Source organism: Haloarcula sp. JP-L23, from assembly GCF_011602445.1.
Lineage (GTDB): Archaea > Halobacteriota > Halobacteria > Halobacteriales > Haloarculaceae > Haloarcula > Haloarcula pellucida.
Genome location: NZ_CP050015.1, coordinates 362302 through 388048 on the forward strand (window position 1 = coordinate 362302; position 25747 = coordinate 388048).

Below are 25747 nucleotides of genomic sequence, written 5' to 3' on the forward strand. Positions count from 1 at the left end.
TGGGTACCCGAGCGGCGGCCGTCGACGTGGTCGCTCTGGGCCGGGCCGGCGCTCCGTCCGACGTCGCCGGCGCGGTGTCAAGCCGGTGTCTCGACAGGTGACTGCGCTTCTTCCGCGAACGTTTCGAGGAACTGCTCGGCGTCGAGGGCGGCCATACTGCCGGTCCCGGCGGCCGTGATCGCCTGCCGATACGCGGGGTCTGCTACGTCACCGGCGGCAAAGACGCCGTTTACGGCCGTGTTCGTCGTCGGCCGTCCCGTCTCGTCGGTCCGGGTCTGGATGTAGCCCTCCCCGTCGCGTTCGACATCAGTCCCGTCGAGGAACTCGGTGCTGGGCGTATGACCCACGGCGTAGAACACGCCGCCGACGTCGACTGTCTCCCGTTCGACGTCGGTACCGGACTCGGCCTTCTCTTTGGGGAACCCGAGGTAGTTCTCGACGTCGGTCGTCAGTGTGAGTTGGCCGCCCGGCTCGTCGCCCTCGAGAACGAGGGGATCGAGATCGGCACGAGTGGCGTAGACCGCTGCCGAGAGGCCAGCGACCCCCGAGCCGGCGATGACGAGGTCGTGTACGTCCTCAGCTATTTATTCCGTGTAGGACTCGATGAGCGCTCGGAACTCCCCTTCGGCTTTGAGGCCGACGACCTCCTCGACTCGTTCACCGTCGGCGAACAGGACGAGCGTCGGGACGCCCCGGACGCCGTAGGCGGCCGCGAGTTGCTGGTTGGCGTCGACGTCGACTTTGGCGACGGTCGCGTCGGTCTCTGCGGCCAGCGTCTCGACGATGGGTTCGAGCATCTGGCAGGGGCCACACCAGTCGGCGTAGAAGTCCGTGAGAACGACGTCGTGCTCGGCGACGACGTCGTCGAGTTGGGCCTCTCCGTCGACGTGGAGTGGTTCGTTCGTGGTGGTAGTGCCGGTGTCGGCTGCAGTATCAGTTGCCATCACTAGTTCGGAAGCGCCAGTGCCAATTAAGCGTTTTGGGGAATATATACAATACTACACAATTATAACTGTCGGACCAACGTGTCGGCAGTGTCCCTTCGTTCCCGCGAGAAAACCAGCTCGCCGTCGGAAAACCGGACCGCTACACGGTGAGAGACGAAGTTAGCTTTCGACAGTGGGAGTCGAGGGCTCAGACTGCTCGTACTTGTTTTCGAACTCCTGGATGAGCTGGCCCATCTTCGCGTACCAGTCGTTGAGCATCCGCTGCATGTCGTCAGCGATGTTCGAGGGGTCGGTCGGCCTGTAGACGTGGTAATACCCGCCCTGCTCGTAGTTCACCTGCTCCTTCTGGATGAAGCCGGCCTGCAGTAGCCGTTGTACGGCACGATACGCGGTCGACCGCTCGCGGTCGACCTTTTCAGCGATCTCGTCGATCGTCAGCGGCTCTTCGGTCTGGACGAGTTCCTGAAATATCTCCTTATCGAGCTGCTTGAGCCCGTGGAAACACTCGAGGAGCCCCTCACACACCATGTCCCGCTGGAGTTGTTCGGACATCGAATCTGGCATCGGTATCACGTACTCGTACGTGCTGTGTTGTTAAAAGATTTGTGTATGGATTGCACAATTGCGTGCCACATCTACTGGAGAGTGCGGGGGCGACGAGTCAGCGGTGTTTCCTCTGGCGGGCAGACAACAACAGATGACCGCGGCCGTGAGCGACGGGATATCGACGCCGGGTAGACCCAGTCAGTCCGCGGTGACTGCTTGCTGCTTGCGCGTCGTGCGTAGTGAGACGACCGACGTGTAGAGGATCGCAACGGCGACGACGACCGCCGCACCGATGACGAGTACCAACCCGACCATCTCGAGAGTCGGACTCCCGATGTAGGAGCCGACCTCACCGATGCCGACCGCGGTAGCACCGACGAGTAGCATACCGCCGAAGTAGACTTTGATACCGTCGGCGTCGACGACGGCGGTCGCGGCGGAGCCGATACGGGCACCGAGTGCGCTCCCGAACAGCAGCGGAACGACGATACCGAGGTCGACGCCGCCGCCCTGTCCGTAGAGATAGCTCCCGAGACCGCCGGAGAAGACGATCTCGAAGAGGTCGGTACCGACGGCGACGGGAACCGGGACGCCGATGGCGTAGATCATCGCGGGCATCCGGATGAAGCCGCCACCGACGCCGAGGAAGCCCGACAGGAGGCCGGTCGCGAAGGCGACGGCCGTAATAACCCACGCGGAAACGCGGACGTCACCACGGAGCGTTACCATCGGCGGAATCCACACCGTCTGCTGGATCGTCTTGGCGATTTCGGGAATCTCGTATTCGCTGAGGTCCTTATCGGCGGCCTCGTGGTCGATGTCACCGCTGCCGTCGCCTCTTCGGGCGTCACGGGTGACCATCGCACCGACGCCGCCGAGCAGGACGACGTACGCGACGCTGATGAGAGCGCCGGCCAGTCCAAGCGATTCGAGGTAGTAGACGCTGGCGCGTCCGACCTCGATACCGATAGTCGTCCCCGTAATCATGATCGCGCCGAGCTTGTAGTCGACCTGGCCGAGGTCGTGGTGTTTCAGGGTCGCGATGACGGCCGTCCCGAAGACGAACGCCATCCCGCTACCGACCGCGACGGGCGCCGGGTAATCCAGCATCAGCAGGGCAGGGGTAACGAGGAACGACCCGCCCATGCCGAAGAACCCGAACAACACCCCGACGACGAGGCCGAACCCGACGAACAGCGCCAGCATCTCGGGGCTGGTCCCCAAGATGCCGAGCCCGTCGAGGACGCTATCGAGCATTCTCTTCACCTCCGATTATGAATGCCATGAGGCGTGGCCCGAAGAGCCGCTCGAGACCGCCATAGCCCACGTACAGCAGGACCGCTTCCAGCAGGATCGTGCCGATGAGCAAGGCCGTCTCCGGATCCCACGTGGGAATCTCTAGTCCTGCCATCTGTTCACCCTCCGATACCCGAACACAGTAATTCGTTGTTGGCACATTTCTATTCAATACCACCTATCGGACCCACTCCTATAATGGTTTTGGGGATACTGCACAATACTATATTCCACTATCCTTCCCAGCACTACTGATAACGTATCAGAACGATATGGTCCGCAGATAGTGAGCCCCGGTGGTGTACCTGACGCCCCACCCAGCGCTGGGAGCGGCGACCGTTACTCGGGACCGACTCTCCTCCTCCCAGTCGGCGAACAAAACCGTATTGTAGAGCTGTGTCGACGGCGTGCTTCTCACGAGAGAGCCGCACCTCCTCGACGGCGAAGACAGGTCCCCGTCCTCGAAGAACGCCACACTGGGGTCGTGCTGACCGTACAGCCCGATTGCCGGTTTGAACGCCAGCGTGTACGTAGTCATAGCTGTCTCAGTTGTTGTCGGGTGCGTTATCCGTGTGGACGTACACCCAAATGACGTCGCAGTCTTGCAGTTCGTAGGTGGTTGGATCGACTGGGGTGGTCCGCTGACGGACGAGTATCTCCGTCGCGTCAGCGGCGTCGTGATAGGTGCCGCCGAGGTCGCCGCCGGTTCCGTAGTCGAAGACGTGGTCGCCCGCACTGTCCTGTCTGTACTCCACGTTCGGCAGCGCTCCGAGCGCTTCGGCTACCGTCACCGGTCCAGACTGCTGGGCGAGTTGAACCACTCCCAGTCCACATACGGGCCGAGATCAGTTCACGTTCGAGTCAGCAAGCTGTTGGAACGAGACACGCTGTGCCTCAAAATCCTCTAAAAACGCCTTGGACCCACCGACAGTGAACCGTTCGTCGTCGGTTTCGACGACGAACGACTCCTGTGTGGGGAACTCGTTCGAGAAGGGACGCACGATGCTTTGCTTTACGTCGACGATGGTTCCAGTCGTCGTCTCGAACGGCCCTTCGCTTTGTGTCGGCCGAAGCTCCATTTCGGCGGTGACGACGTTCCCGTCCTGCAGATGCAATGTCGCATCGAACACCGCGTGACGAAAACTAGTGTACGTTTTCGGAATCGGCCCTTTTGGCCCCACGTGAATTTGCTCACCCATCGGCCAGTAGTTCGCGATGAAGCTATCAAAGAGCGAGGAGACGATGTGCCCTTCCGCATGGTATATCGCGTACTCGTCCGAGTTCGAATTTAAGATGGCGTCGGCTGACGAGACGATTCCGTCCGCCCGGTCAGTTGTGAGGGTGACCGGCGCGGGTGCACTCCACGTTTGTACGATGTTCGCAACCGACCCGTCTATGGGTGTCTCGCCGTCATACTCCGTTACCAGTAGCATACAGAACACGCCCCGATCCTGTGCCGTTTTGAGTGCGTCTTCAACTCTATGGAGTACTGAGGCCGGTAGCGCCAGCACGATCTCCGATTCCGCGGAGTCGATCAGCTTGTTAAGATGTGTGACTATCGTCCGACGGGACTTGATGATGCTGAACTTCTGTTGTTCGTAACTCTCTGAATCGAACAACTCCTCTAGTTGCGTCTCGACTGTGTGTAACTGAGAAACGAGATTCTCGATACCGTCGGATGGCGGAATGGCTCGCAACTGCGTCGGCTGGACGTGGTCGTCGATGTCGATGAGGTCGCGGTCTTCTAAGCTACCCACGATGTCATAGGCGTAACTCTTAGAGATGTCTGTCTCTTCAGAGACCACCCGAATCGTCGTGGCTCCGTTTCGGAGAATCGTCACGTATGCGAGTGCCTCCTTCTCTGAGAGACCGAACTTTTTCAGACTATCGACGACCTCGTCCTCCATAGCTAATTTTGAGCCAAGGCGCTGTATAAACGTTAGTATGAGTGGTCGCGTCGTCCGTCGCCACCAGACAGCGGCGTGTTGGTGCACTGATCGGGCGGATGCGTCTCTCGCGTAGTTCGGGTGGCGTACGTCGCAAGTCGAATGGCATGGGACCACCCGAGTGGCGTTGCACTATCTGGCACACCGGAGTCGAAGAACTGTTCTGGTAAGTACCCCGACTGAAGGCACAGCGAGCCTGTCAGATCGATTTCCTCGAACAATCGATCGGACCACGACATCGGGTCGAACTGCTCTGTTGTCGGGAACAGCTGAATCGCTTTTTCGGCCGCGTATGCACCCCAGCCAGTCGAGACGGTCCACACTTTTTCACTCTGCTGGCCCCGTCGACGCCAGGTATCGTCCTCGAACCGCGTCAGCCCACGTACACTGTCGGTTTCTTTCCAGAGCCGAGTAAACGCCGTTTCGAGGTGCGATTCGAGTCGCTGGAGCCTCTCGTCGCCGATATCGCCCACGTCCGCGTAGGCGAGATGGGCATCGACCAGTGAGAACGTGGTACTGTCGACTCGCGTGTCCAGTTCATCGTCGACCAACCGAAGCCCGTAGATCTCCCTTTCAGGACACCACATGGTATCGAGTGCATCGTAGAGTTGGTTTGCCTGCGTTGCCGCGCGTTCTCGGGTGGTCGAGTCACACGGTGCAGTCGCAATTGCGCTGTATGCATGCAAGAACTTCGCAGCCGTGTGCGTAAACCGGCCGTTCATATTCTCCCACGCGTTCTCACACACCGTCGGTAACCCGTCTGCTTCCATCGAGATGTCCAGTCCGTTCAACCCGGACTGTAACGCGGCCTCGATATCGCTCCTGAACTCGTCCTGCAGTGACGTACCGTGTGTCGCGAAGTACTCCGCGAGGAAGACGAGGACACTCGCGGTCTGGTCGGCTTGATACTGCGTTTCTGTTCCCTCAATGTGTCCGTTTGCCCAGCCCGGTGCCAGTCGTCCGTTCATCGGCCACACGCGATGGGGCCATCGGCCGTCCTCTAACTGCGTTTGGAGATAGAACTGGGCACTCTTCCGGTGGGTCTCCTGCAAGTCGAGGTCGAGTCGCTCGTCGGCTTCTAAGAGGAACATCGCGATTTCACCGTCGTCCCTGAACCACGTGTACCCATATCCACCCGAGTACTGGTAGTACGGGTCGAAATCGGGGCCCGCTATTCGTCCCCCGGTCGGTGCGGACAGCAATTCGAGTACGTGGAGGTCGGTCCCGACGAGTTTGCCCGGAACCGCCGGGGAGTGACCCGCTCGTCGTGCGGCGGTGAGTACCGCCGATGGCTCGTCGTAGCGCTGTGTCTGATCAGCGATAGAGGCGAGACTGTCTGCACGCGACTGGGCCTCGATATCTGATAGCATGTTGACGACTGTGGTCGTCCCATTCACCACTGCAGCACTGAAGCCCACACCACCGGTGAGGCGGCTGCCCTCGTAGTTTTCAGCCGTACCGAACCTCGGGAACGACTGTGGTTCTTCGGCGAGGATTTCGTCGAACGCCTCCAGCGATTCGGGGTCTCGTTCCACTAGCTCGGTCGACGTGCCGAGATAGTCGTGTTCTCGATTGTGATACACCTCCAAGGCGTCCTCGTGAACCAACTGTCCGACTCGACCTTCCTGTCCTTCCGGAGCGAATTCGATGAACCCCACGATTTCTGCGTTGTCCGGCGATTCTGCCTGTAGTTCGAAGGCGGTCACGTGTGAGTTCCCCGCAGTAAAATCGCGTTGCACTACATCGAACGTCTCGAACTGGTGGACCGTTTCGACGAGCGATGTGCCTTCGTGATACGTCTGGGTCGACGCATCGAGACTATCGAACCACCGGACTGTTCCGTCGACGTTGATACCAAACCGCGAGGATACGATCCCGTGAAATCCGGCGAGTGGATACGAATGATCCCGAATCGAGCCGTTCGGGCCGACGTATACGAGGCGCTGGTCTGAGCCGGTAAACCGGCCCGACTGTGTTCGCCGTTCGCCCGGAAACACGTCCGTTTCTCCGCCGTTTCGCTTGTAGTCGTCGAGTAACCGTCGGAGCGCCATAGCCGAAGAGTGTTCGCGGTGCAGATAAAGTTCTTGTGATATCTCAAACCAACTCCCTAAGGTATAAGTGGGTGTATTTTAATGAACAAAACGAGCGATGACAGAGACCGAAGACACGACTCAGAACGGAAGTAGCGTCTCACGACGGCGATTCGTCCTCGGTGCGGGGGCATCGGGCCTCGCAGCCGGCCTCTCCGGTTGCGCAAGCGTATTCGATGGGGGGTCGACTTCCGGAGCACAGACCGGCCGTTCCGACAGTGGTGGAACGACTGTGACTTGGGGGTTCGACGCGACCGTTGCGCAGGACCACGCTGCACAGGTCCGTGAGGCGCTTCATAACGAAGGCGGGCTCTCAGACGACATCCGGGTCGAGTTCCAACCCGGTCAACCGGACAGCGGGAAGCGACGGGCGGCCTACAACCGCCTGCTGAGCTCTCAAGAAACGAGTCCCGACATGTTCATGATGGACAACGGCTGGGTGAACATCTTCATCCAGCGGGGACAACTCGCCAACCTCTCTGAAGTGCTCTCAGACGAGACGCTCTCGACAATCGAGAACGAGTACTTTAGCGGGTTCACCGAGACGGCCATCGACCCAGCTAGCGGTAACCTGTTCGGCGTTCCGCTGTACCCCGACTACCCGACGATGCTGTACCGAAAGGACCTCGTCGAGCGAGCGGGCTACAACCCGACCGAGGACAACTGGGCCACCGAACCGATGACGTGGGAAGAGTGGTCGAACATCGCCGTCGACGTACAGGACAACGCCGGGCTCGATTACGGCTTTACCACCCAGTGGGACATCTACGTCGGCACTGCCTGCTGTACGTTCAACGAGGTCATGTCCTCGTGGGGTGGTGCGTACTTCGGCGGCCGAGAGAATCTCTTCGGCCCGGTCGGCGAGCGGCCCGTCACCGTCGATTCCGAACCCGTCATCGACTCGCTGAACATGATGCGGAAGTTCGTCCACGACGAGGACTCCGGCGGGCAGTTTAGCAGCTACGGCGGCGGTTTCACGCCGACCAACATCCTCAGCTGGATTGAGGACAGCTCTCTCGCCCCGTTCATCGACGGTAACGCCGTCTTCCACCGCAACTGGCCCTACGCCATCAACCAAGCAGCCGGGGAGTTCGGTGATAATCTCGGAACGATGCCGATTCCGTACGCCGTCTCAGAGAGCGAGGCCCAGTTCCCCGGCACCGGGGGGACGACATCTGCACTCGGTGGCTGGCATACCACTGCCAACCCGTACAGCGAGAAACTCGACGCGGTGGCACAGGTCATCCAAGCTGCGACGCGCGAGGAGTTCCAGCTGTTCTTACTGGAGATGGAAGGCTGGCTCCCGCCCCGCGCAGACCTGTTTGGCTCTAGCACGGCCGAGAACGTCGAGCCGATCGGGAACTACATGGACACGCTCCGTGTGGCCGGAGAGAACACGATGGCGCGTCCGGTCACGGCCGTCTGGAACGACCAGTCGAGCAAGATCGCCCAGCAAACCAACCGGGCAGTCGATCGGGCAGCCACCTCCGCCGAGGCAATGAGCTCCCTCCAGTCCACTCTGGAGCAGACTGAACAGTCCAACTGACTCAAAAACTGATCGCACTTCCCGACACGGGACTGTACTAGCACGGCACGTTCGTCTCTTGGAGTGACTGTCTGAGTACAGATACGGCAGCCACGCAGGTGCTGGCATCTCGCCGGTCAGGTCGATATCGACGTCGAACGTGCTATCGTGGCCGAACGTGGCCTGCCGTTCGACGTCGGGGTCGGAGGGAACGTCGCCGACGACTGTCGGGTCGACTGCGTCGTCTGTCCGTCCCTGCTCCTGCCATGGTCGCTTACACGCCAGTATTTTCCCTGTGAGCAAACCCGGCCGAGACACAGTAAACGACACCGATGCGGAAGATCATCAGCGAGGAGTCGTATACGGATTAACAGATGTCTTCGGGGTCGAACTGTCGTTCGCCGCTCGGATCGGTTCGTGACCCCGAATCTACCCCCCACAGCGCCCGGACAGTTGCTCTGATGAGCGGCTCCGTTCGGCCGTGGACATCGTCCGCTGTCACGAATGCGTCCTCAATCCCTGCCAATTCGAGGATATCCTCGACCACGCTACTCGCAGCAACACCGAGACCCTCCTGTGCTGGCCGAATTTCCACCGATAGACTGCCCGCTCGTCCCTCGGTTGCACGTGGGACTGTGTGTGGCTCTCCACACACGCATTGCATCGGCGCACAATCTCGCGAAACACGGGACACGTTAGTCTTCGCGCTATCGATTGCGGCTTTCACAGCCTCGCCAACGTGTTTCTCTCGCCCCTGACCGGTACCGAGATAGCCATCAAAGTTCCCGACAGCGACGATAACCCTGAAGTGCGCTTCATCGCCGGAATCGCCGTGCCGCCACACAATATTCGTGTCTAAAACACGAGCGTCGACATCAGTCAGTTGCGGATTACTGATGTCTATGTCTCCCATTGGAAGTACGCTCCCCGGAAGGGAATCTAGTGACGACTCCGTCTCCGGGACGGTTTCTTCGCTCTCAGACGCTTCGGTGGCGTTCGCTGTGACCGACTCTGAGACCCTTTCTCCGCCACTGAGGAGTTCCTGTGCGCGTTCAACGCTTATAACTTTGTTCCGCTCTACCCAGAGGACTTCGTCGTCATCCAGTTCCGACTGGTCGATCAAATCTTTGTTCGGCCGCCCTCCGTCAGTCAGGATATCACTTGCTCCGTGTCTCATTATTTCGACTATCTCACGTTTGTCGTCGACGATGTAGCAGGCACTGTGTTGGTACAGCGTCTCAGTGAGAACAAAGTGGCAGTGTTGGCCGCGGTGAAGCTGTACCGTTTCAGGGAGGGGCTGACTCCCCGTTGCCTTGCCCTCGTAATCGGGGAAGAATTTTTTCGGGATAGTCACCACCCGGTTCTGGCCAACCGTGTTTTGCCCGACTCGGTCCAACAGCGATAGGTGATCGGTGTCAGTAGTCCGCTGACCGCCATCAGCCAGTAGCTGTTGTGAAATCGCGATTCGACTAGTTGGCGACTCGATAAAGAAATTAATCGGGACACCTCGAGTCGCAATGTCGAGTTCGAACACCTGCGATGGGATTGCGATTCTGTTTTCGCAGTCCTGGATAGACTGAGAGCCCAACCAGAGTGTCTTTCCACCGGCCATTTTCCTCACTGTTGCGTGTGCCGGAAGTTAAATGACCGTCTCAACCTACACGCTGCTGTAGGTTCTACAGCAGTCTGTCGCCACCAAGTCCGTTTAACGGTTCTTCGGTACGTCTTTCCAACTATGACGGACGTAGACCAGTGGCGGACCGCCAGTGTACTCGCAGATGTCCTCACAATACTCTACGTACTGGTGTGGTTTCTGTATCTCAGTTGGAAGCTATTCGCTTGATTCTATCCTTGTGAAATACTCCGCCACTATGCTAATCTCGCGTTCGATTACGGCCGTATCACTGACAACCCTCACCGGCCTGTACTGCTCTGTGAAGACGAACGGAATCGGTCGATGCGCACGGTGAGTCTGAAACCACTTTCCGACGGCGTTTCTATCGTGGCAGTCACGTAGCCGCCAGCATCGACGAGAAACACTGTCTCGGAAGCCACCGAGTTCGACGTCTAGGTTCGCCGCTGAAACGGATATCCGTTTCAAGAGACTCCGTCGTCGATACCACAGTATCGTCACTACCGCTACTGGGACACATAAATGACAGAACGTGGAACTCCTGTGGGGGAAGTGGAACCGGACTCAAACGACGAGAGACAGAGTGTTGCTCTGGCAGAGAGTGAGGACTCGGTTTATCGGTGTACGGATTGTCATACCGTCGTCCTCACGATGCAGGACTGTGACGGTGGCACGACCTGCCACGGGGGGACGATGGAACGAGTGACGGAATCGACGCTGGGGATTCGGCCACCGGATATTCGGCAGGTCTTGCTCGACAGAGGTATGATAATCGTGTCTAAACCACGCTTGTGGGACGGTCCGAACGTCCGATTCCAGTGCGGTGAGCGAGAGTCGATCGTACAACGGCGTCGAATCGTACGCAGGCCACTCGATACACGATTGTCGTGCAATCTGGCGAAAGGCTGCCTGGCGCGACTCGGGCGTCATAGCCACGTCGGTACTGATAGCGAACCGGCCATGACCAGCTGATCAATCCTCGACGACGGTTGGTTTTACCAGCGAGGGGCATGTTCCAGAACAATTCACAGGGAGTGGGTAGGGCTGAGCAGATATGGGAACCACGCCAGCCATGTATGAGCACTCTACGGTGGAGTATTTCATCAGCGTCTTGGAAACAGAACCGTCGATTTTGTTCAAGCAGGTTGAGTTGGATTGTTTGACCGAGTTACCGCCTTTCGGAGAAGATCCGCGCGGGCGAGACAAAGTCCATGAAGCCCTGAACTCCTTCGAGGGCTGCTGTACTGCTACTACCGCGGCATCCATGGGCCACGCCCGATTACGCGGAAGCTTCAGGATGAATCTGTCTGGCGAGTGTGTGGTTTCGAACGACCACCCTCGCTTGGAACGGTTCATCGCTTTTTCGCCAATCTCAACCAAGTCGTTCATCAGGTCTTCTGCCGGCTCGGCGAGCAGGCCATCTCCCGCGGCCTGATTGCTGCCTCCCCCGTGTATTGCATTGATTCGACCGATATCCGAGCTGATCCACGCGATCCTGACGCCCAGCTGAACTACGATGCCACTCGTGGAGAGTTTTACTACGGCTACGGTTGCACACTGGTAGCAGTGGAGGATAACCTGCCGATCGCGTCGGCATTCACACAGACCAAGCAGATCGATGAGGCGACGGCGATGCGCGTCACCAAACGCGCTCGCCGTCAAGAAGCCTACGGTGATTATCGGTGATTCCGGCTTGGATATCTTGGCGTGGCACGGCCTCCTGCTGGGTCAGGAAGTGCTCCCACTGGCGCGATATAATCCACGGAATACGTCGGACCCACTCCCGATCAAATACCGAGTTGAGGCGTATCTCAGAGATGAATACGAATGTCTACGACCATCTCAATCTTGGTTAGACGAAATATACCGTCTGCGATCACGGATCGAGAATACGATCAACGTCTGCAAGCAGTACGGCCTCGGGACGTTGCGCGTCCGGGGGTGTGAACGGGCCAGAACCCACGTCTACCTGACCTTGTGCGTACGATTGCTGGTTGCGCTCGCAAACGCCGACAGAAAGAGCGATCCGGCCAAGACATTCCTCGGATTCTGAACTACGGAACTAATTCTGTTCCCCCCCATACAGATATCTCCCTTGTGCGCGTAGTCATTTGCTTGAGGCGACTCGCTCATGGAGACGACAGATCAGACAATCAACGAAACGGCTGTAGAGGAGTTCCGGCAGCGATTCCGTGGGATGCTACTTCGCCCGGGTGATGAGGGCTACGACGACGCTCGCTCGGTGTGGAACACAATGATCGACCGAAAGCCGGCGCTCATCGCCCAACCCACGGGCGCAGCGGATGTCATGAGTGCCGTCAACTATGCCCGCGAAAATGACTTGCTCGTGTCCGTGAAAGGGGGTGGACACAATATCGCGGGCAATGCGGTTTGCGACGGGGCCTGATGATCGACCTCTCGGAGATGAATAACGTTCGCGTCGATCCAGAGGCAGGGACTGCCCGGGTGGGACCCGGAGCGACGTTGGGCGATATGGACCACGAGACCCAGGCGTTCGGCCTCGCAACCCCGGGGGCGTCGTCTCGACGACCGGTGTGGCTGGTCTCACGCTCGGCGGCGGCTTCGGCTGGCTCAGCCGGAAGTACGGACTTGCCATCGACAACCTCCTGTCGGTGGATATCGTCACCGCAGATGGCGAACTGGTTCGCGCGAGCGAGGACGAACACGAGGACCTCTTCTGGGGGATTCGCGGGGGGAGCGGCAACTTCGGGATCGTCACGTCCTTCGAGTTTGAGCTCCACGACGCCGGTCCGGGGGTGCTGTTCGGGCCGACCGTTTACAGGTACGAGGACGCCCCGGACGTGCTCCGACACTACCGGGAGTTTGCCCGCGACGCACCGCGAGAATGCTGTGTCTGGGTGGACAGCCTGATAGCGCCACCGCTCCCATTTCTCCCAGACCAGTACCATGGCACGAAGGTCCTCTCCGTAGTGTCGTTCTACACGGGAGAGATCGAGGAAGGCAAGGAGGTACTCGCACCGCTTCGCGAATACGGCGATCCCATTGGCGATGCAGTCGGTCCGACTCAGTATACGGCGGCTCAAAGTATTTTCGACGACCTGTATGCGGCGGGAGCGCGTAATTACTGGACGTCTCAGAATTTCGAAGAGCTAACCGACAACGTGATCGACACCATCATCGAGTACGCTGAACGACTTCCGACGCCCCAGTCGGACATTCTCATCCATCAGGTCGGCGGGGCGATCAACGACATCGCGTCGGATGCGACCGCGTATCCGCATCGAGACGCGGAGTTCATCGTGAGTCCCGGTGCTCGCTGGGAAGATCCAGCGAACGACGACGACTGTATCGCCTGGGCGCATGAGTGCCGCGATGCACTCGCAGAGCACGCGACCGGTGGAGTGTACGTGAACTTCGTTAGTGAGGGCGAGGAGCGTGAACGGGCGGCCTACGGCGACAACTACGACCGGTTGGTCGATCTCAAAAATGAGTACGATCCCGGGAATCTGTTCCGGATGAATCAGAACGTCAAGCCGACAGGCTGAGGAAACAAATCAAAACACGGTCCCGTTCGCTTACGTTTCTCGTCTGAACGAGTGAAGCAATGAGGGCCACGAGAGAATGGATCGAAGACTCACCGAGCCTTGCTTCTTCAAAGCTGGTATGATAATCGTTCTGGTACACCCTCTTTACCAGCGAGAGTATTGGTGTAGACGAGTGTCGGTCCCCAGATTACGTTTCTCGCCAGTACTTCCAGAGGTAGGATATGTCCGTAGGATACAACAGTTTTGCAATCTCACGCGTGTTGCCATCGTTAATGTCCGACAGAGCATCGCGGTTGAGCTCGTTTAGATCTCGCATGAGCCGGTCGTATCGTTCATTCGATGCAAGGTATAGCAACTTCGTCATCAGCAGGCGACGGTCTCGTCTGGGGGCGACTTGCTCGTGCCAGAGGTCGTCGTAGGTCGCCATCTCCTCAGCGGAGGTGTCGACCATCCTCGTAAGGCAGCGATCGGCTGTCATCGCGGCTGCGCGAGCTGATTTCATACACTTATAGATCCCCTCGCCCCACACAGGATCGACTGACGGGACGGTATCACCAATCGCCATGAACGAGTCGGTACTCAGCGAACCCGGGGCCTGAACGTGTGCAGAACCCCGTACCTGATTATCTGCAACTCGTCTGGCGTCCTCGAAACGCGGGTCAGTATCAAGCCAGTGTTCGAGGTAGCCGTCAACAGTACGATCTTGCGTGGCGTGTTCTCGATAGCGCTCGTTCTGGATGTAACAGATACCGACTTTCGCTGTGTCATCACCGGTGTGGAAAATCCAAGAGTATCCACCGGGGGCGTACTCGTGGTCCAGCCGCAACATCATCGCGTCAGTGAGGTCCGCAAAATCGGGATGAGTGAGATCGACGCCCTCAAACACGTACTCAACGCCAATTGCGTGGTTCTTTCGCTCAAGCGTTACTATCCCTACGTCTTTGGCCAGTGGCGCGGCCGGCCCCGTGGCATCAATAACAATCTCGCCGTAGACCTCCTGATCGCGATTATACCGGACACCGACAACAGCGCCATCTTCGACGATTGGTTCTCGGACGCGGGCATCAAACCGATACGCAGCACCTTTTTGCCGCCCGTCCTCGACGAGGAACTTCTTGAACGCCCCGAAGTCTAAGACGAAGCCTGGCTGGTCCTGGATGAAGTTCTCATTTGGTGATTCAAGAACTACCGACTCAGTCGCGTGCATGACCACGTCGCCCGGGATGCCGAAGGCAGTCATCAGAGACGCGAACGTGCCGCCGGTGGACTTGTTGCTATGTGCTGGGAACGCAGCTTCCGCTTCGGTTTCCAGAACGACGACCTCGTAGCCACGCCCAGCGAGATCTCGCGCACACTGCGCCCCCGCTGGACCTGCCCCAGCGACAATCACGTCATACTGATCGGACATGGGTAGTCCACACATAACCGAAAGGGGGAGAAAAGATATTGAAACACACCACCACTTACGGTTTGTTTTTCTCTCAGGGTATCACCTCGCGATATGTCTTAGTGGGCAGACATCTGTGACACGACGGTAATGCAGTACACGCCACTGATGATAAGGAAGAGTCCAAGTATCCCAGCCAGATCGATGGGTTCGTCGAAAACAACGACACCGATTGCTGCCACCCCGACGATTCCCAATGCGGCCCACGTCCCATAGACGACACCGATCGGTAGTTCTTCTACCGTCAGCGACACGAGATAGAAGGCCAGTCCGTATCCGATAACGACGCCAAGACTGGGAACGACCTCCGAAAACCCGTCTGAGAGTTTAAGAGCGGTCGTTCCGAGCAGTTCAGCAAATATTGCACCAGCTAGCAGTACGTATGGATTCACATCGATAGGTCCGAAACCCACCGATATGCGCCTATTGAAACAAAACAGCACTTACAATTCGTTTGGCTGTGCAACGACAATCCATGACGGAATTGAGCGAGCTTGGTCTCTCAAGTTACGAGGAGAAGGTCTATCGGACCCTCCTTGTGACAGGTGCTGTAACTGCGGCTGAACTCTCCGATATTAGCGGGGTTCCAAAAGGCCGTATTTACGACGTGCTCAACGGCCTTGAAGCTCGCAAACTGATTCGGCTGCAGTCAAATGACCCGAATCAGTACGTCGCCGTACAGCCAGAAACTGTGGTTGACAGGCTTCTCGCTGAACGAGCATACGAACTGAAACAGAAGTGGGATCGTTACCGTGAGAGAGCGGCAACAATCCGTTCAAACCTTCTGCCGACACCACCTACGGAGAGTAGTTTCTGGCTGGGGTCACTCGGGAGTGACGAGATGCGTACAGCGCTACAGCAACACGTGCGAACCGCGGAAAACGTTGTCCATGCGACCGTCGGAACGCCCTACGAGAATACGACGTGGGAGACACTCCAAACTGAAGTGGAGGCCTTTTTCGAGGGCGCTAGCGCAGATCTCACTGTGGACCTTCTGATTAGTGAAAAAGTAGTTACCGTACTTCCTGACCGATTCCCGCGTCTAATCGAGGACCAATCAGCAGACGTGACTGTCAGAACGATTCCTGATGTCGTCCCTTCATTCGATGTGATCGATCACGTCGAAACGACAATCGATATCCCACATCCGATATCCGATGCGGATCGAATCGGCGTCCTCGGCATCAAAGATTCACAAGTCGTCAAAGAGTTTGAGCAGTGCTTCCAACGACTGTGGGTCGATGCTGATCCCCTTCTCGAGTAAGGGAGGACCGCTCCAGAAGCGACGCCGTCAGTTCCGGCAGCGATGTCCCACCGGCGACGATTGTTACCCCGATTATGAACGGTGAGATGCCAAATGCGAGACCAATTTGCTCGGCAGCAGACGTGAACGCGTCGGAGGCAACCAACAACACTCCGAGACTCCCGACAAACCATACGACGGGAATGAGAGGCTCAACCATCTTGTTGTTCAATTACGGTGAGACGCCTCTAAGTAGTAAGGTTGCACCGACCGGTTAAATCTCAAGTCCCGAACGGGTGAAGAGGGTGGCTTCAGTCACGTACCAGACTATGGTGTTGAGGATTAGACACATTGCTATTCAGAACCGAAAAGTGAGAGAACACGCTCGAAACGCTCGGTGACCTCTGTTACGATGGAGTCGAGCGCACCGTTGTCTGCGATGCCGACCAATTGTTGCGGATCGACGGCACTCACGACGATATCGCCGTCATCGGTTTCGTAGACGATGACGTTACACGGGAGGAGTGCCCCGAGTTCGATTTCTTCGCTCAGTCCCTCGTATGCCAGCGGGGGATTGCACGCGCCGAGAATGCGTACTGGCGGAATTCTTCGCCGAGTTTCTCCTCGAGCGTCGCCTGTATGTCGATGTCACAGCGGACGCCGAATCCTTCGTCTTCGAGCGCAGCAATCGTCGTGTCGACGTCGTCGAGATCGCCGGTTACTGCTGTTTGTATTGTATAGTCGACGAGATACATACCCCGTCACGGGGCTAACGGTTGGGTGCCACAACGGCGGGCGTTGGGAGTGTGATGTATCGGCTGGAACAGCAACTGTTCCAGTCATCCGGTACGTTCGAGCTGTTTTCGCCGTCGATCGAATTCGTCGTCCGAAAGCTCACCGCGGGCGTAGCGCTCACGGAGAACCGACAGCGACTGCTCTTCGTTCCCACCGGATCCTCGGTTGAGGAGCGCATAGCCGATGTAGAGGGGGACGGCGATGAGGAGCCCCATCCAGAGGAGTCCCCAGAGGCCCATCGTTCCGCCGAAGAGGCCCCAGCCGCCGCCCATCATATCGCCGCCGTAGCTCCCACCGACGTGGGCAGCAGCCGTTCCAGTCGCCGCGACCAGCAGCGGGACGGCGAGGATCGCGAGTCGACGAGCAGTGCGTCCGATGTGAGTGGTGAGTTGCGTCATTATCCTGCGTTGGTGAATCGTGGTGTTCGGTTGACGAGATCGAAACGGTCAGGGCCGTCAGCAGTGGCCCTGTCCGTACATCCCGCCGTTGTAGTCGTCGTTAGCCCCGTTGTGGTATTCCTCGCCAGCCATGTCCTGGGCCATCTCGTCGACGGTCACACCCATGTGCGACTCCATCCACTCGACAGCACCCGGACCCATGTGTTCGGTCATCTGCGCCTCCATCCAAGTGGCCCATTCATCTGCGGTGGCATTGTCCGTGGGCGCGTCGTCAGCGGTCGTGTCGTTGCCGTGTGCGCTGACCACGGGCGCGGCGAACGCGAGTCCGACGATCGCGAGCGCCACGAGCAGCCAGCGGCCGAGTGTGAAGTTGGTCATTGTCTTTCTCCTCGGTTACTCGTAGGACTGCTCGGGAGTTATCAACGTGGGTGTGAATACACACAGGAGAACGTTCGAGAACGTATATAGAGCGCTCTAAACGTTTTTCAGGGATAGAATCGTTCATCCGGCTCGAATTCGCTGGGGTGGCCCCTCAATCCTTCCTCTCCCGGACAGGACCAAGACCACACGAACGATAGTATGAACGATCCGAAACCGGGTTTTCAACCTGGTCACTCGACGTATTTCACGACACGCGCCATCCCCGAATCGAGATGATACAGGTTGTGACAGTGGAACAACCACCGGCCGGGGTTGTCGGCGTGGAAGTCGATCGTCACCTGCCCTCTATGCCCGGGCACGATGACCGTGTCTTTGATCGCGTTGCCGACTTGGAAGAAGTGGCCGTGAAGGTGCATCGGGTGAACGACCGGGCTCTGATTGGTCATCCGAATTCGGACGTGTTCGTCGGGCCGGACCTGGAGCGGATCGGCGTCCGGGTAGGCCTGCCCGTCTATCGTCCACGTGTAGGACTGGCCTCTGCCGCGTGAGAGCGTCAGATCGAACGTTCGATCCGGATCTCCACTCATCCCGTCGAGTGAGGAGATCGCCCGCAAGTCTCCGTACTGCAGTCGGTTACTGGCCGACGACGGACGCTGTGGGCTCCCCCCGCCCGCTGACTCGTACTCGACAACAGCCCTGGCTGGTGGTTCGTTTCCATCGAGGGCATCCGCTTGAACGGCCCACGTGCCCGGGTTCGTCGCCTCAATCACGACGTCGTAGCGCTCACCGGCCCCGAAGACGAACGAGTCCACGTCGACGGGTTCGACAGGTCGACCATCGGCGTGGGTCACTGTCATCTCGTGGCCTGCGATTCGTACACCGAAGACTGTCGCACTCCCGGCGTTCACGAACCGGAGGCGCACCCGCTCTCCTTCTGCCACTCCGAACGTCGAGGGGTCCTCTGGAAGCCGACCGTTTATCAGGAGACCCTCGTACGGTGGACGAACGTCACCCATCATCCCACCTCCCCCACCCCTGCCGCCGCCGGAGGGGAGTTCCGGCTCTCCAGGGAGGTAATCGTCGACGACGACGACGTACTCGCGATCGTACTCGACGTGTGGCTCACGCTCTTCGACGATCAGTGGCCCGAGCAATCCCCGGTCGAGTTGGAGTCCGACGTGGCTGTGATAGAAGTACGTCCCGGCGGGTTCGGCACGAAACGTGTACGTGAAGGTATCACCGGGCGCGATCGGGTCTTGCGTCACGTTTGGCACGCCGTCCATCGGATTCGCGACGGGAACCCCGTGCCAGTGAATCGTCGTCCCTTCTTGAAGGTCGTTGGTCAACTCGACCCTGAGTACGTCACCTTCCTGAACGCGTAATTCCGGTCCCGGAAATTGCCCCTCGTACATCCAGTTCGTCGTCGAAGTCTCGGGGGCTGGCCGAATCGTCCCGGACCCCGCGGTGAGGCTGACGGAGCTATCTGGCTCGGACGTGACTGTCGAGCGTGGCGTTACCTCACGACCACCCTCATCGCCGGTGCCCGGTAGCTGACCGGCACAGCCCGCGAGCGCTCCGAGAGTAGATGCGCCCGTCAACTGGAGAAGCCTGCGGCGGGAGAATCCTGTGGAAGTCATTTCCCGTGTTTTCGTGCTCAGCGAGTATAGGCCTCGCGCTGAAGGAGGGTCGTACGCCCATCGCTCGGTTCGATTTCAGCACCCCGGTGAATGGTTCTGCATCGGCGGAAATGGCCCGCTAGTTCATCTACTTCTCTCTTGTAGGTCGTCACTCGGATAGATGCGATACGTCCGCCCTTGGCGCTCGCGGTACAACAGGCCGCGTTTCTCGAGGGCACTAACCGTCTGGCTCACCTTGCTCTTCGAGAAGTCCGAGCGATCCCGTAATTCGATCTGCGTGATGCCGGGCGAGGAAAGGACCGGTTCGAGGATGCGGCGTTCATCATCTGGCAAGAGGTCCAACACGCGGGCCTGCGGCTGAGACTCTGGATTGATGGCCCCATCTGGTTGTGTGGCCTCCTCCGGTGATTCGGCGATCTCGGGGTCGGTCGGCTTAGCCATCTCATTCTGTGAGCGGACGTTTACGTCTGTGCTAGTGAGGTCGTCTCGGATCGCGAGATACCCTCCACCGATGACAGCCAAGATGAGGAAGGTACCGAGGACGTACCAGAGCGGGTTCGTTCCGTGAACCGTCCCCATCGACGTACCCATCATCGACCCCATTTGCTCGAAGGCTTGCTGTTGCTGGTACGCTTGCCAGCTGAGTACACCACCAACAATGAGGACAGCAACGAGCAAGCCACCGACTACTGTATCGGCTCTCCGTCGATTCATCCACCCCACCTCGATCTGCCAGTATCTCCGTTCATGCCTGAGAGTTGGCGAGACATCCGTGTACCAGTTGTGATTGGTCGAGACAAGACTCGGGCTGCCTGGCCGCGATCCTTGGTATCACGCCGTGGCGTTCAGTGATGCTCATGGCTCTGGGAACCTCCAGCTCCTGAGACTTGGGGTGCTGATGTGCAAATTCGGAGGGGTGTTTCTCGAACGATCGCTTGCACCGCTCCGAGCAGAAGTAGTACGTCTCGCCGTCGTGGGTGAGACTCGGCCCGCTGTCGTCGGTTCGCATCCCACAGACTGGGTCACGGTACTGGCCGGGTGCACCGAGTCCACGTTGGTAGACGTAGAGGAGGAAGCCAGAGAGGGCGAACGCGATGCTGTTGAGATAGAACGTGTAGTTGAGCTCGAAGTACGTCTGTTCGGCGGCCGTCTCCCGCCGGCCAGATCCGGGACGATGCCGAGGACGTTGAACAGTTCCTCCATGAGGAAGCCCGTGAACGCCATCGTCACGAAGAAGACGCCGAGAATGTACAGCATCACTTTCCAGCCGTAGTACTTGCGGTAGACGTTCAGGACGGGAATCGTGATGAGGTCGGCGTAGACGAACGCGATGACACCCGCGAAGCTGATGCCGCCACCCCAAAGCGCGACGGCGAACGGGACGTTGCCCATGCTGCCGACGAAGCTGATTACGGCGATGGCGACGCCCATGATGGCGTTCTCGGCACTGACGAGGAGTCCATCACCCTGGAGGAAGAGCGTGTTCCACACCCACTGCGGGACGAACACGATAACGAATCCCGAGATGAGAAAGCCCGCAACGACGTCCTTCCAGATCATCGACCACTCCTTCCGGTACTGGTTCCCGATCTTGTACCAGCCACCCCACGAGAGGAGTTCGTCGCGCCAACCGCCGCTACTTGCGGCTTCCTGCTGGTACGTCTCCATGCAACCTTCCGAACAGAACTTCAGCGTCTCGCCCCCGTCAGTCACCAGCGAGTACTCGTCTTTGCCTTCCATCCCGCAGGTCGGGTCCGCTGTGATCCCTTGGTCGTGGTCGCGTTGATTCAGTTCCGCCCGTACTTGCTCGAAGAGGTTTTCTGGGAGGGTCAGATGAACGAGGACCGCCATCACGGCGATGAGGATGACGCCGCCAAGGAGTTCTGCAACCAGAAACTCCCAGCCGAGGAGGATGAGGATCATCAGCCCGAGTTCGACGATGAGGTTCGTCGAGGCGAACATGAACGCGAAGAAGTTCACCGTGTGTGCTCCCTTCTTGAACAACCCCTTCCCGATGGCGACCGCACCGAAGCTACAACCACTACTTGCCGCGCCGAATACGGTTGCTTTCGTGAGGCCACTCAGATTCCCCTCTCCGAGTACGTTGGCCATCCGCTCTTTCGAGACGTAGACCTGAACGAGACTCGTGATGACGAGGCCCATGATGATTGCCCAGGCTGCCGTCCAGAGAAACCCGACACCTATTCGTAAGGATTCGAGAATTCCGTCGACGAGGACGGCTTGCATACCTAGACCATCACGGGCATCTGTTTTGGTGTTTGTTCTTACGAAACTGGGGCAGTGGGCGGAGTAGAGCTTGTATTCGAAGGTAATGCGTCACCGACAGAGCCGGCATCGTCATCGACGCGTCCCCCGAGGAGAACTGGGAGTCCGTAACCGACCCGTCCACTGGACGGCGTATTATCGGCTCCTTCTCGGACTCGCCACCGGTAGCGTCGGAGGTGCTGGAGCAGTTCTCGGTCTCACACTCCGACGAGGGATTTCAATCGCTGGCGACGCTCGCCGGTGACCATCGACTCCGCGACGGCGGACTGCCCATCGACGACGCGCTGTCGCACAGCACAAACCAGTTCGCCGTCCTGCCCGTCTCGTGGCTGTACACCCGCGACCTGCACAGTGCGATCGGATGTGCTATTCTGCCAGCTAATCGTCTAAAAGGGACGAAACAACGGTGTGGTGTGCTTTCCGGAGTCGGTAGTGCAGCGCTGGCGAAGAGATGTCGAACGTTTCGGCGAGTTCTTCTACTGTCGTATCGCGTGGCCAGCGGTAGTATCCTCGTGAGTAGGCCGCCTTGAGTGCAGCCCCCTGTTTCGGTGTCAGTAGATCGTTCACCTGCTCCCGCAGGGCGGTTACTGTCCTCGTCGGCCGGTCGACGTGCCGTTTACTGACGACCTCGGTCGTGGGGACAATCTCACGGAGATCAGTAAGCAGGGAGCCGACATCCACTTCCGGTGGCAGTTCGACGTTGAGTGAGATGTCACCGTCGTCTGCGCGCGCTCTCGTCATGGACGCGCCATAGTCAGTGAGGACGTCGAGCGGCAGCCGAGGTGTCTCCTCGAGACGGGTCTCGATGAGTCCCGGCTCGTCGTTCTCTGTGGCACGCACCACGCGACTGTCTCTCACCAGACATCCCTCCTCCAGATGGTCGCATACCCGTGCTGAATCAGCTCCCAGAACCGTGAGATAATAGATGTAGCCGCCACCGCTGGTCGGAACACGCTGTTCGAGTTCGAGTTCGCATCCCAGCTCGGCCGTTACTTCAGCGAAAGCGATTGCGGGATCGGCAATCCGAAACTCGAGAGCAACAGCGGTCTCGGCTGTAAGCGAGCGCTGGCTGTGCACTCGCTGAATGGCGAGTGCGATACTCCGCCCGAGATCGACGAGTACCGCACGCTCAGCTTCGCTCACCGTGTGCTCTTGTGGCGTGTAGACGACTAGCACGCCGTACGTCGTTTCGTCAGTGGCGATGGGGACCGCCGCAAGCGAATGATGCCGGTTCTCGAGCGCTATCTCTCGTCGGTAGTCCGGGAATCGATCTGCAGTGGCGATATCGTCGATGACCTGTATCTCACCTGTCTGGACTGCGACGAGTGCAGGGCCCGGTTCGCCGCCCGGAATCCCGCCGAGATAGTCGTCGCCGACGCCGGCACTCGTCTGTGGGACGACGGTCGAGCCGTTCGAGTCCGACTGGCACCGCGTGCCGATCCAGACCGTCTGATACAGGTCGGAGTCGGTCAGACGGTCACAGACGGCAGTCTCGATGCAGTCTCGCGTGGTCGTGTTCTGGAGTGCCTGTGTGAGGTTCCGAACGAGCGTATTGAGCCGTTTTAGCTGGGTGAGGTCGTCCCGCTGCTGTGCGAGCGTCTGCTCGCGCTTTTTCCGATCGGTGATGTCAGTGGCTGTGCCAAACCACTCGACAATCTCACCGCCGTCGTCCAGAATCGGCACTGCCCGCGAGTGTGTCCAGCCTCGAGTTCCATCCACTTGCATCACCTGGTGTTCCAGTTCGAACCTGCTCGTGGTCTCGATAGCCTCTTCGATGGCCGCCGTTACTCGCGGCCGTTCGTCCGGTGGAATGTACTCCTCCAGCCACGTCTTCCGGGGGTCGTCCGTATCAACGATGAACTCCTGTCCATCCAGGTACATCATTTCGGACCAATCTGCACTCATTCGATAGACGACATCCGAGGTCGCCGTTACGAACGCATCCAGTCGCTCTTGGCTCTCGCGTAACGCCTCCCGGGCTTCCTTGCGCTCGGTGATCTCCTGTGAGATGACGCTGACTCCCCCTTTATCGGGATACGCCTGCAGCTCGATCCAGTAGTCGTCTCTCTCGTAATAGAACTCACACGACTTCGGCTCCTGTGATTCCATAGCCTCCCGGAGCGTTTCCTCGTAGACGGTCCCTTCGAGTTCGGGATACACGTCCCAAAAATGCTTGCCGAGGATATCCGCCGCTGGCATATCGACACGGTCCGCAACGGTGTCGTTCCAGTAGGTGACGTTCCAATCGGCGTCGAAGGCGTAGTAGGCGTCAGTAATCCGCTCGGTCAGCCGCCGGTACTTTTGCTCGCGCTCTTTGCGTTCAGTGATGTCACTGGCGATGCCGACGATGGCTCGGAGCGTCCCGTTGTCGTCGTAGATGCCGGACGATCGGTCGTGGATCCACCGTATCTCTCCGTCTGGTTGGACGACTCGGTATGTCTCCTCGTATGCATCAGGGTCGGTCTGCTGGGCTACGAGCGCTTCTTGTACTCGCTTACGGTCGTCGGGATGGATGGCGTCGACGAACGACGTGGCGTCGGTACGCAGTGTTTCGGGCGGGCGGCCCCAGACGTCTTCGTACGAGTCGCTGATAAACTCGATCCCGTCTTTCTCTGGGCTGCTTATCCAGACGACGTCAGAGATGTTTGTCTTGATCTGCTGGAGCTGCTCCTCACGCTTCCTGCGTTCGAGTTCGTACCCCACCCAATCGCTGAGACACTCTACGAACGTCACCGCCCAGTCAGGGAACGCCTCGGCACGCGGGTCCATGCTATAGAAGCAGAAGGTGCCGTACACCTCCCCGTCGACAGTGACTGGTGCGCCGATGTAACTAGCGATTCCCCACGCGGGATCCACCAGCTCAGGGGCTTGCGCTCCGACGTCCTCGAGGATGAGTGTCTGGTTTCGCTTGACGACGCGCTCGCAATTCGGGAACTCCGAGAGCGGGGCTGTTGTCCCCCGAAGGTCGTCGGCTGCTGGTGTCGCGACCGATTCGAATACGTACTTCTCGTCTTGTACACGTGAGAGGGTTGCATAGTCGATTCCGATGGCGGTACGCCCGAGTTCTAAGAGCTCGGCAATCTGTTCGTCGAACGAGCGGTCGGGCGCTGTGCTGATTTCACACGCCTCGCGTAAGACCCGCTGACCGTCCTTCCGGGCGGTGGTCTCACAGTGAGTGATGGTGATGTGCTTTGCTCCGTCGTGCATGACGGTGGTCGCCTGCGTGATGAACCATCGTGGTCCGTCAGGAGATTCACAGGCGTACTCGATTTCAAACTGTTTGCGGTTCCCCTGTAACAGTTCCCGCACTCCGTCAGCCACGCGGTTCGCGGACGACGATTCGGCTGTATCGAGTCCTTTCAGATAATCTGTTCCGACGTCAACAGGATGCAACCAACTATCGGTCGTTTCGGCGCTGTCTTGCCACGCAGAGTTAGTCGCGAGAATCGTCCCGTCGGCGTCGAGGATAGCGGCGCTATTCGGGACCATCTCGATAGCAGAACTCAAGAATTGTCGCGGAGGACCTCCATTCGGGAGGTTCGAAACCATATCAGCGTCACTTGCTACGACAACTTAACCCACTCGATGTAGATTACTGACAGGAAAGCCACTTACTGCGTGGTCGCCGGGAAAGACTGTCGTCTGGAATCGCTGGCAGTCGTACTGCTTCGATCCAGACCGTCCTCAGAGAACAGTGTCTCTCTAGTGCTGGGCCCAGTGAGCGTCTTCGGCGTCGTGCTACTGCTCTATCGCGCGTCGACGCCGACACCGTCGCCGACGGCGACGCCAGAGGCGACGGCCACAGTGACTGACGTCACACCCACACCGACTACTGCCACGCAAACGGCAGCACAAACGACAGCCACTACTACGACCGGTGACAGTGGGCCGGGCTTTACCGCCGTAGTCGCGCTGCTTGCCGTACTCGGGGCGGCAGTACTGGCAGTCCGGCGACCTGGTAGCTGACCCACCAGTACCGGGTCGGAACACCTCGGCGACGACCCCGGCCTCGACGGCGACGTCGAGGTCGACCCGAACGGGACACTCGGC

The 25747-nt window shown here is 58.9% G+C and carries 23 protein-coding genes and 3 pseudogenes; 6 read left to right on the top strand and 20 right to left on the bottom strand.

Going from position 1 to position 25747, the window contains the following annotated elements:
* Window positions 1–77: 77 nt before the first annotated feature.
* The 9 genes from G9465_RS20385 to G9465_RS20425 form a co-directional block, all read right to left on the bottom strand.
* Window positions 78–584, bottom strand: coding sequence for an NAD(P)/FAD-dependent oxidoreductase (locus G9465_RS20385; protein ID WP_166974287.1), 507 nt, complete (start codon window positions 582–584; stop codon window positions 78–80).
* Entirely contained in the window at window positions 585–944 is a 360-nt protein-coding gene (trxA, locus tag G9465_RS20390) for a thioredoxin (RefSeq protein WP_166973836.1), read from the bottom strand.
* Between the two features lie 162 nt (window positions 945–1106).
* Window positions 1107–1511 carry a helix-turn-helix domain-containing protein gene (locus tag G9465_RS20395; RefSeq protein WP_166973839.1) on the bottom strand — a complete coding sequence of 135 codons (405 nt, stop codon included), beginning with the start codon at window positions 1509–1511 and terminating at the stop codon, window positions 1107–1109.
* A gap of 180 nt (window positions 1512–1691) precedes the next feature.
* Window positions 1692–2750, bottom strand: coding sequence for a sulfite exporter TauE/SafE family protein (locus G9465_RS20400; RefSeq protein WP_166973842.1), 1059 nt, complete (start codon window positions 2748–2750; stop codon window positions 1692–1694).
* Window positions 2740–2904: a hypothetical protein gene (locus G9465_RS20405; RefSeq protein ID WP_166973845.1), complete on the bottom strand. Its 165-nt coding sequence runs from the start codon at window positions 2902–2904 to the stop codon at window positions 2740–2742. The genes G9465_RS20400 and G9465_RS20405 overlap by 11 nt, the downstream gene beginning before the upstream one ends.
* Window positions 2905–3051: 147 nt before the next feature.
* Complete coding sequence (locus tag G9465_RS20410) at window positions 3052–3327, bottom strand: hypothetical protein (RefSeq protein ID WP_166973127.1); 276 nt, start codon at window positions 3325–3327, stop codon at window positions 3052–3054.
* A gap of 7 nt (window positions 3328–3334) precedes the next feature.
* Entirely contained in the window at window positions 3335–3610 is a 276-nt protein-coding gene (locus tag G9465_RS20415; RefSeq protein WP_166973848.1) for a hypothetical protein, read from the bottom strand.
* A gap of 24 nt (window positions 3611–3634) precedes the next feature.
* Window positions 3635–4696 carry a TrmB family transcriptional regulator sugar-binding domain-containing protein gene (locus tag G9465_RS20420; protein WP_166973851.1) on the bottom strand — a complete coding sequence of 354 codons (1062 nt, stop codon included), beginning with the start codon at window positions 4694–4696 and terminating at the stop codon, window positions 3635–3637.
* Between the two features lie 32 nt (window positions 4697–4728).
* Window positions 4729–6786 (bottom strand): glycoside hydrolase family 15 protein, encoded by a 2058-nt coding sequence (locus G9465_RS20425; RefSeq protein WP_227015787.1) that lies wholly within the window; start codon window positions 6784–6786, stop codon window positions 4729–4731.
* Window positions 6787–6883: 97 nt separating this feature from the next.
* On the opposite strand from G9465_RS20425, the gene G9465_RS20430 reads away from it, so the two are divergent.
* Window positions 6884–8371 (top strand): extracellular solute-binding protein, encoded by a 1488-nt coding sequence (locus tag G9465_RS20430; RefSeq protein ID WP_166973854.1) that lies wholly within the window; start codon window positions 6884–6886, stop codon window positions 8369–8371.
* Between the two features lie 346 nt (window positions 8372–8717).
* Here G9465_RS20430 and G9465_RS20435 read toward each other — a convergent pair whose 3' ends face one another.
* Window positions 8718–9884, bottom strand: coding sequence for a hypothetical protein (locus tag G9465_RS20435; protein ID WP_166973857.1), 1167 nt, complete (start codon window positions 9882–9884; stop codon window positions 8718–8720).
* Between the two features lie 1413 nt (window positions 9885–11297).
* Between G9465_RS20435 and G9465_RS25780 the strand changes: the two genes are divergently transcribed.
* From G9465_RS25780 to G9465_RS26460, 3 genes and pseudogenes are all read left to right on the top strand, one after another.
* The gene (locus G9465_RS25780) at window positions 11298–11669 is read left to right on the top strand and encodes a hypothetical protein (RefSeq protein WP_227015788.1); all 372 of its coding nucleotides are present in this window, start codon (window positions 11298–11300) and stop codon (window positions 11667–11669) included.
* Window positions 11602–12036, top strand: a complete 435-nt coding sequence (locus G9465_RS25785; protein WP_227015789.1) for a transposase — start codon at window positions 11602–11604, stop codon at window positions 12034–12036. Before G9465_RS25780 ends, G9465_RS25785 begins: the two co-directional genes overlap by 68 nt.
* A gap of 78 nt (window positions 12037–12114) precedes the next feature.
* Window positions 12115–13510, top strand: a pseudogene (locus G9465_RS26460) (FAD-binding oxidoreductase).
* Between the two features lie 187 nt (window positions 13511–13697).
* Here G9465_RS26460 and G9465_RS20450 read toward each other — a convergent pair.
* Both G9465_RS20450 and G9465_RS20455 read right to left on the bottom strand, forming a co-directional pair.
* Window positions 13698–14918, bottom strand: coding sequence for a digeranylgeranylglycerophospholipid reductase (locus G9465_RS20450; protein ID WP_166973860.1), 1221 nt, complete (start codon window positions 14916–14918; stop codon window positions 13698–13700).
* Window positions 14919–15016: 98 nt separating this feature from the next.
* Window positions 15017–15349, bottom strand: coding sequence for a multidrug efflux SMR transporter (locus G9465_RS20455; protein WP_166973863.1), 333 nt, complete (start codon window positions 15347–15349; stop codon window positions 15017–15019).
* A gap of 83 nt (window positions 15350–15432) precedes the next feature.
* Between G9465_RS20455 and G9465_RS20460 the strand changes: the two genes are divergently transcribed.
* Entirely contained in the window at window positions 15433–16221 is a 789-nt protein-coding gene (locus tag G9465_RS20460; protein ID WP_166973866.1) for a TrmB family transcriptional regulator, read from the top strand.
* Here G9465_RS20460 and G9465_RS20465 read toward each other — a convergent pair.
* The 8 genes and pseudogenes from G9465_RS20465 to G9465_RS20500 form a co-directional block, all read right to left on the bottom strand.
* Window positions 16160–16420 carry a hypothetical protein gene (locus G9465_RS20465; protein WP_166973869.1) on the bottom strand — a complete coding sequence of 87 codons (261 nt, stop codon included), beginning with the start codon at window positions 16418–16420 and terminating at the stop codon, window positions 16160–16162. The two genes, G9465_RS20460 and G9465_RS20465, sit on opposite strands and share 62 nt — an antisense overlap.
* Window positions 16421–16554: 134 nt before the next feature.
* Window positions 16555–16955, bottom strand: a pseudogene (locus G9465_RS20470) (DUF302 domain-containing protein).
* 84 nt (window positions 16956–17039) lie between these two features.
* Entirely contained in the window at window positions 17040–17393 is a 354-nt protein-coding gene (locus tag G9465_RS20475) for an SHOCT domain-containing protein (RefSeq protein WP_166973872.1), read from the bottom strand.
* 57 nt (window positions 17394–17450) lie between these two features.
* Window positions 17451–17771, bottom strand: coding sequence for a hypothetical protein (locus G9465_RS20480; RefSeq protein WP_166973875.1), 321 nt, complete (start codon window positions 17769–17771; stop codon window positions 17451–17453).
* A 233-nt stretch (window positions 17772–18004) separates the two neighbouring features.
* Complete coding sequence (locus G9465_RS20485; RefSeq protein WP_166973878.1) at window positions 18005–19411, bottom strand: multicopper oxidase family protein; 1407 nt, start codon at window positions 19409–19411, stop codon at window positions 18005–18007.
* Between the two features lie 123 nt (window positions 19412–19534).
* Window positions 19535–20125, bottom strand: coding sequence for a MarR family transcriptional regulator (locus G9465_RS20490; RefSeq protein WP_166973881.1), 591 nt, complete (start codon window positions 20123–20125; stop codon window positions 19535–19537).
* A gap of 131 nt (window positions 20126–20256) precedes the next feature.
* Window positions 20257–21658 (bottom strand): annotated as a pseudogene (locus G9465_RS20495) (permease).
* Between the two features lie 417 nt (window positions 21659–22075).
* The gene (locus G9465_RS20500; protein WP_166973884.1) at window positions 22076–25186 is read right to left on the bottom strand and encodes a PAS domain-containing protein; all 3111 of its coding nucleotides are present in this window, start codon (window positions 25184–25186) and stop codon (window positions 22076–22078) included.
* 315 nt (window positions 25187–25501) lie between these two features.
* On the opposite strand from G9465_RS20500, the gene G9465_RS25790 reads away from it, so the two are divergent.
* Window positions 25502–25663 (top strand): PGF-CTERM sorting domain-containing protein, encoded by a 162-nt coding sequence (locus tag G9465_RS25790; protein ID WP_227015816.1) that lies wholly within the window; start codon window positions 25502–25504, stop codon window positions 25661–25663.
* Window positions 25664–25747: the final 84 nt, after the last annotated feature.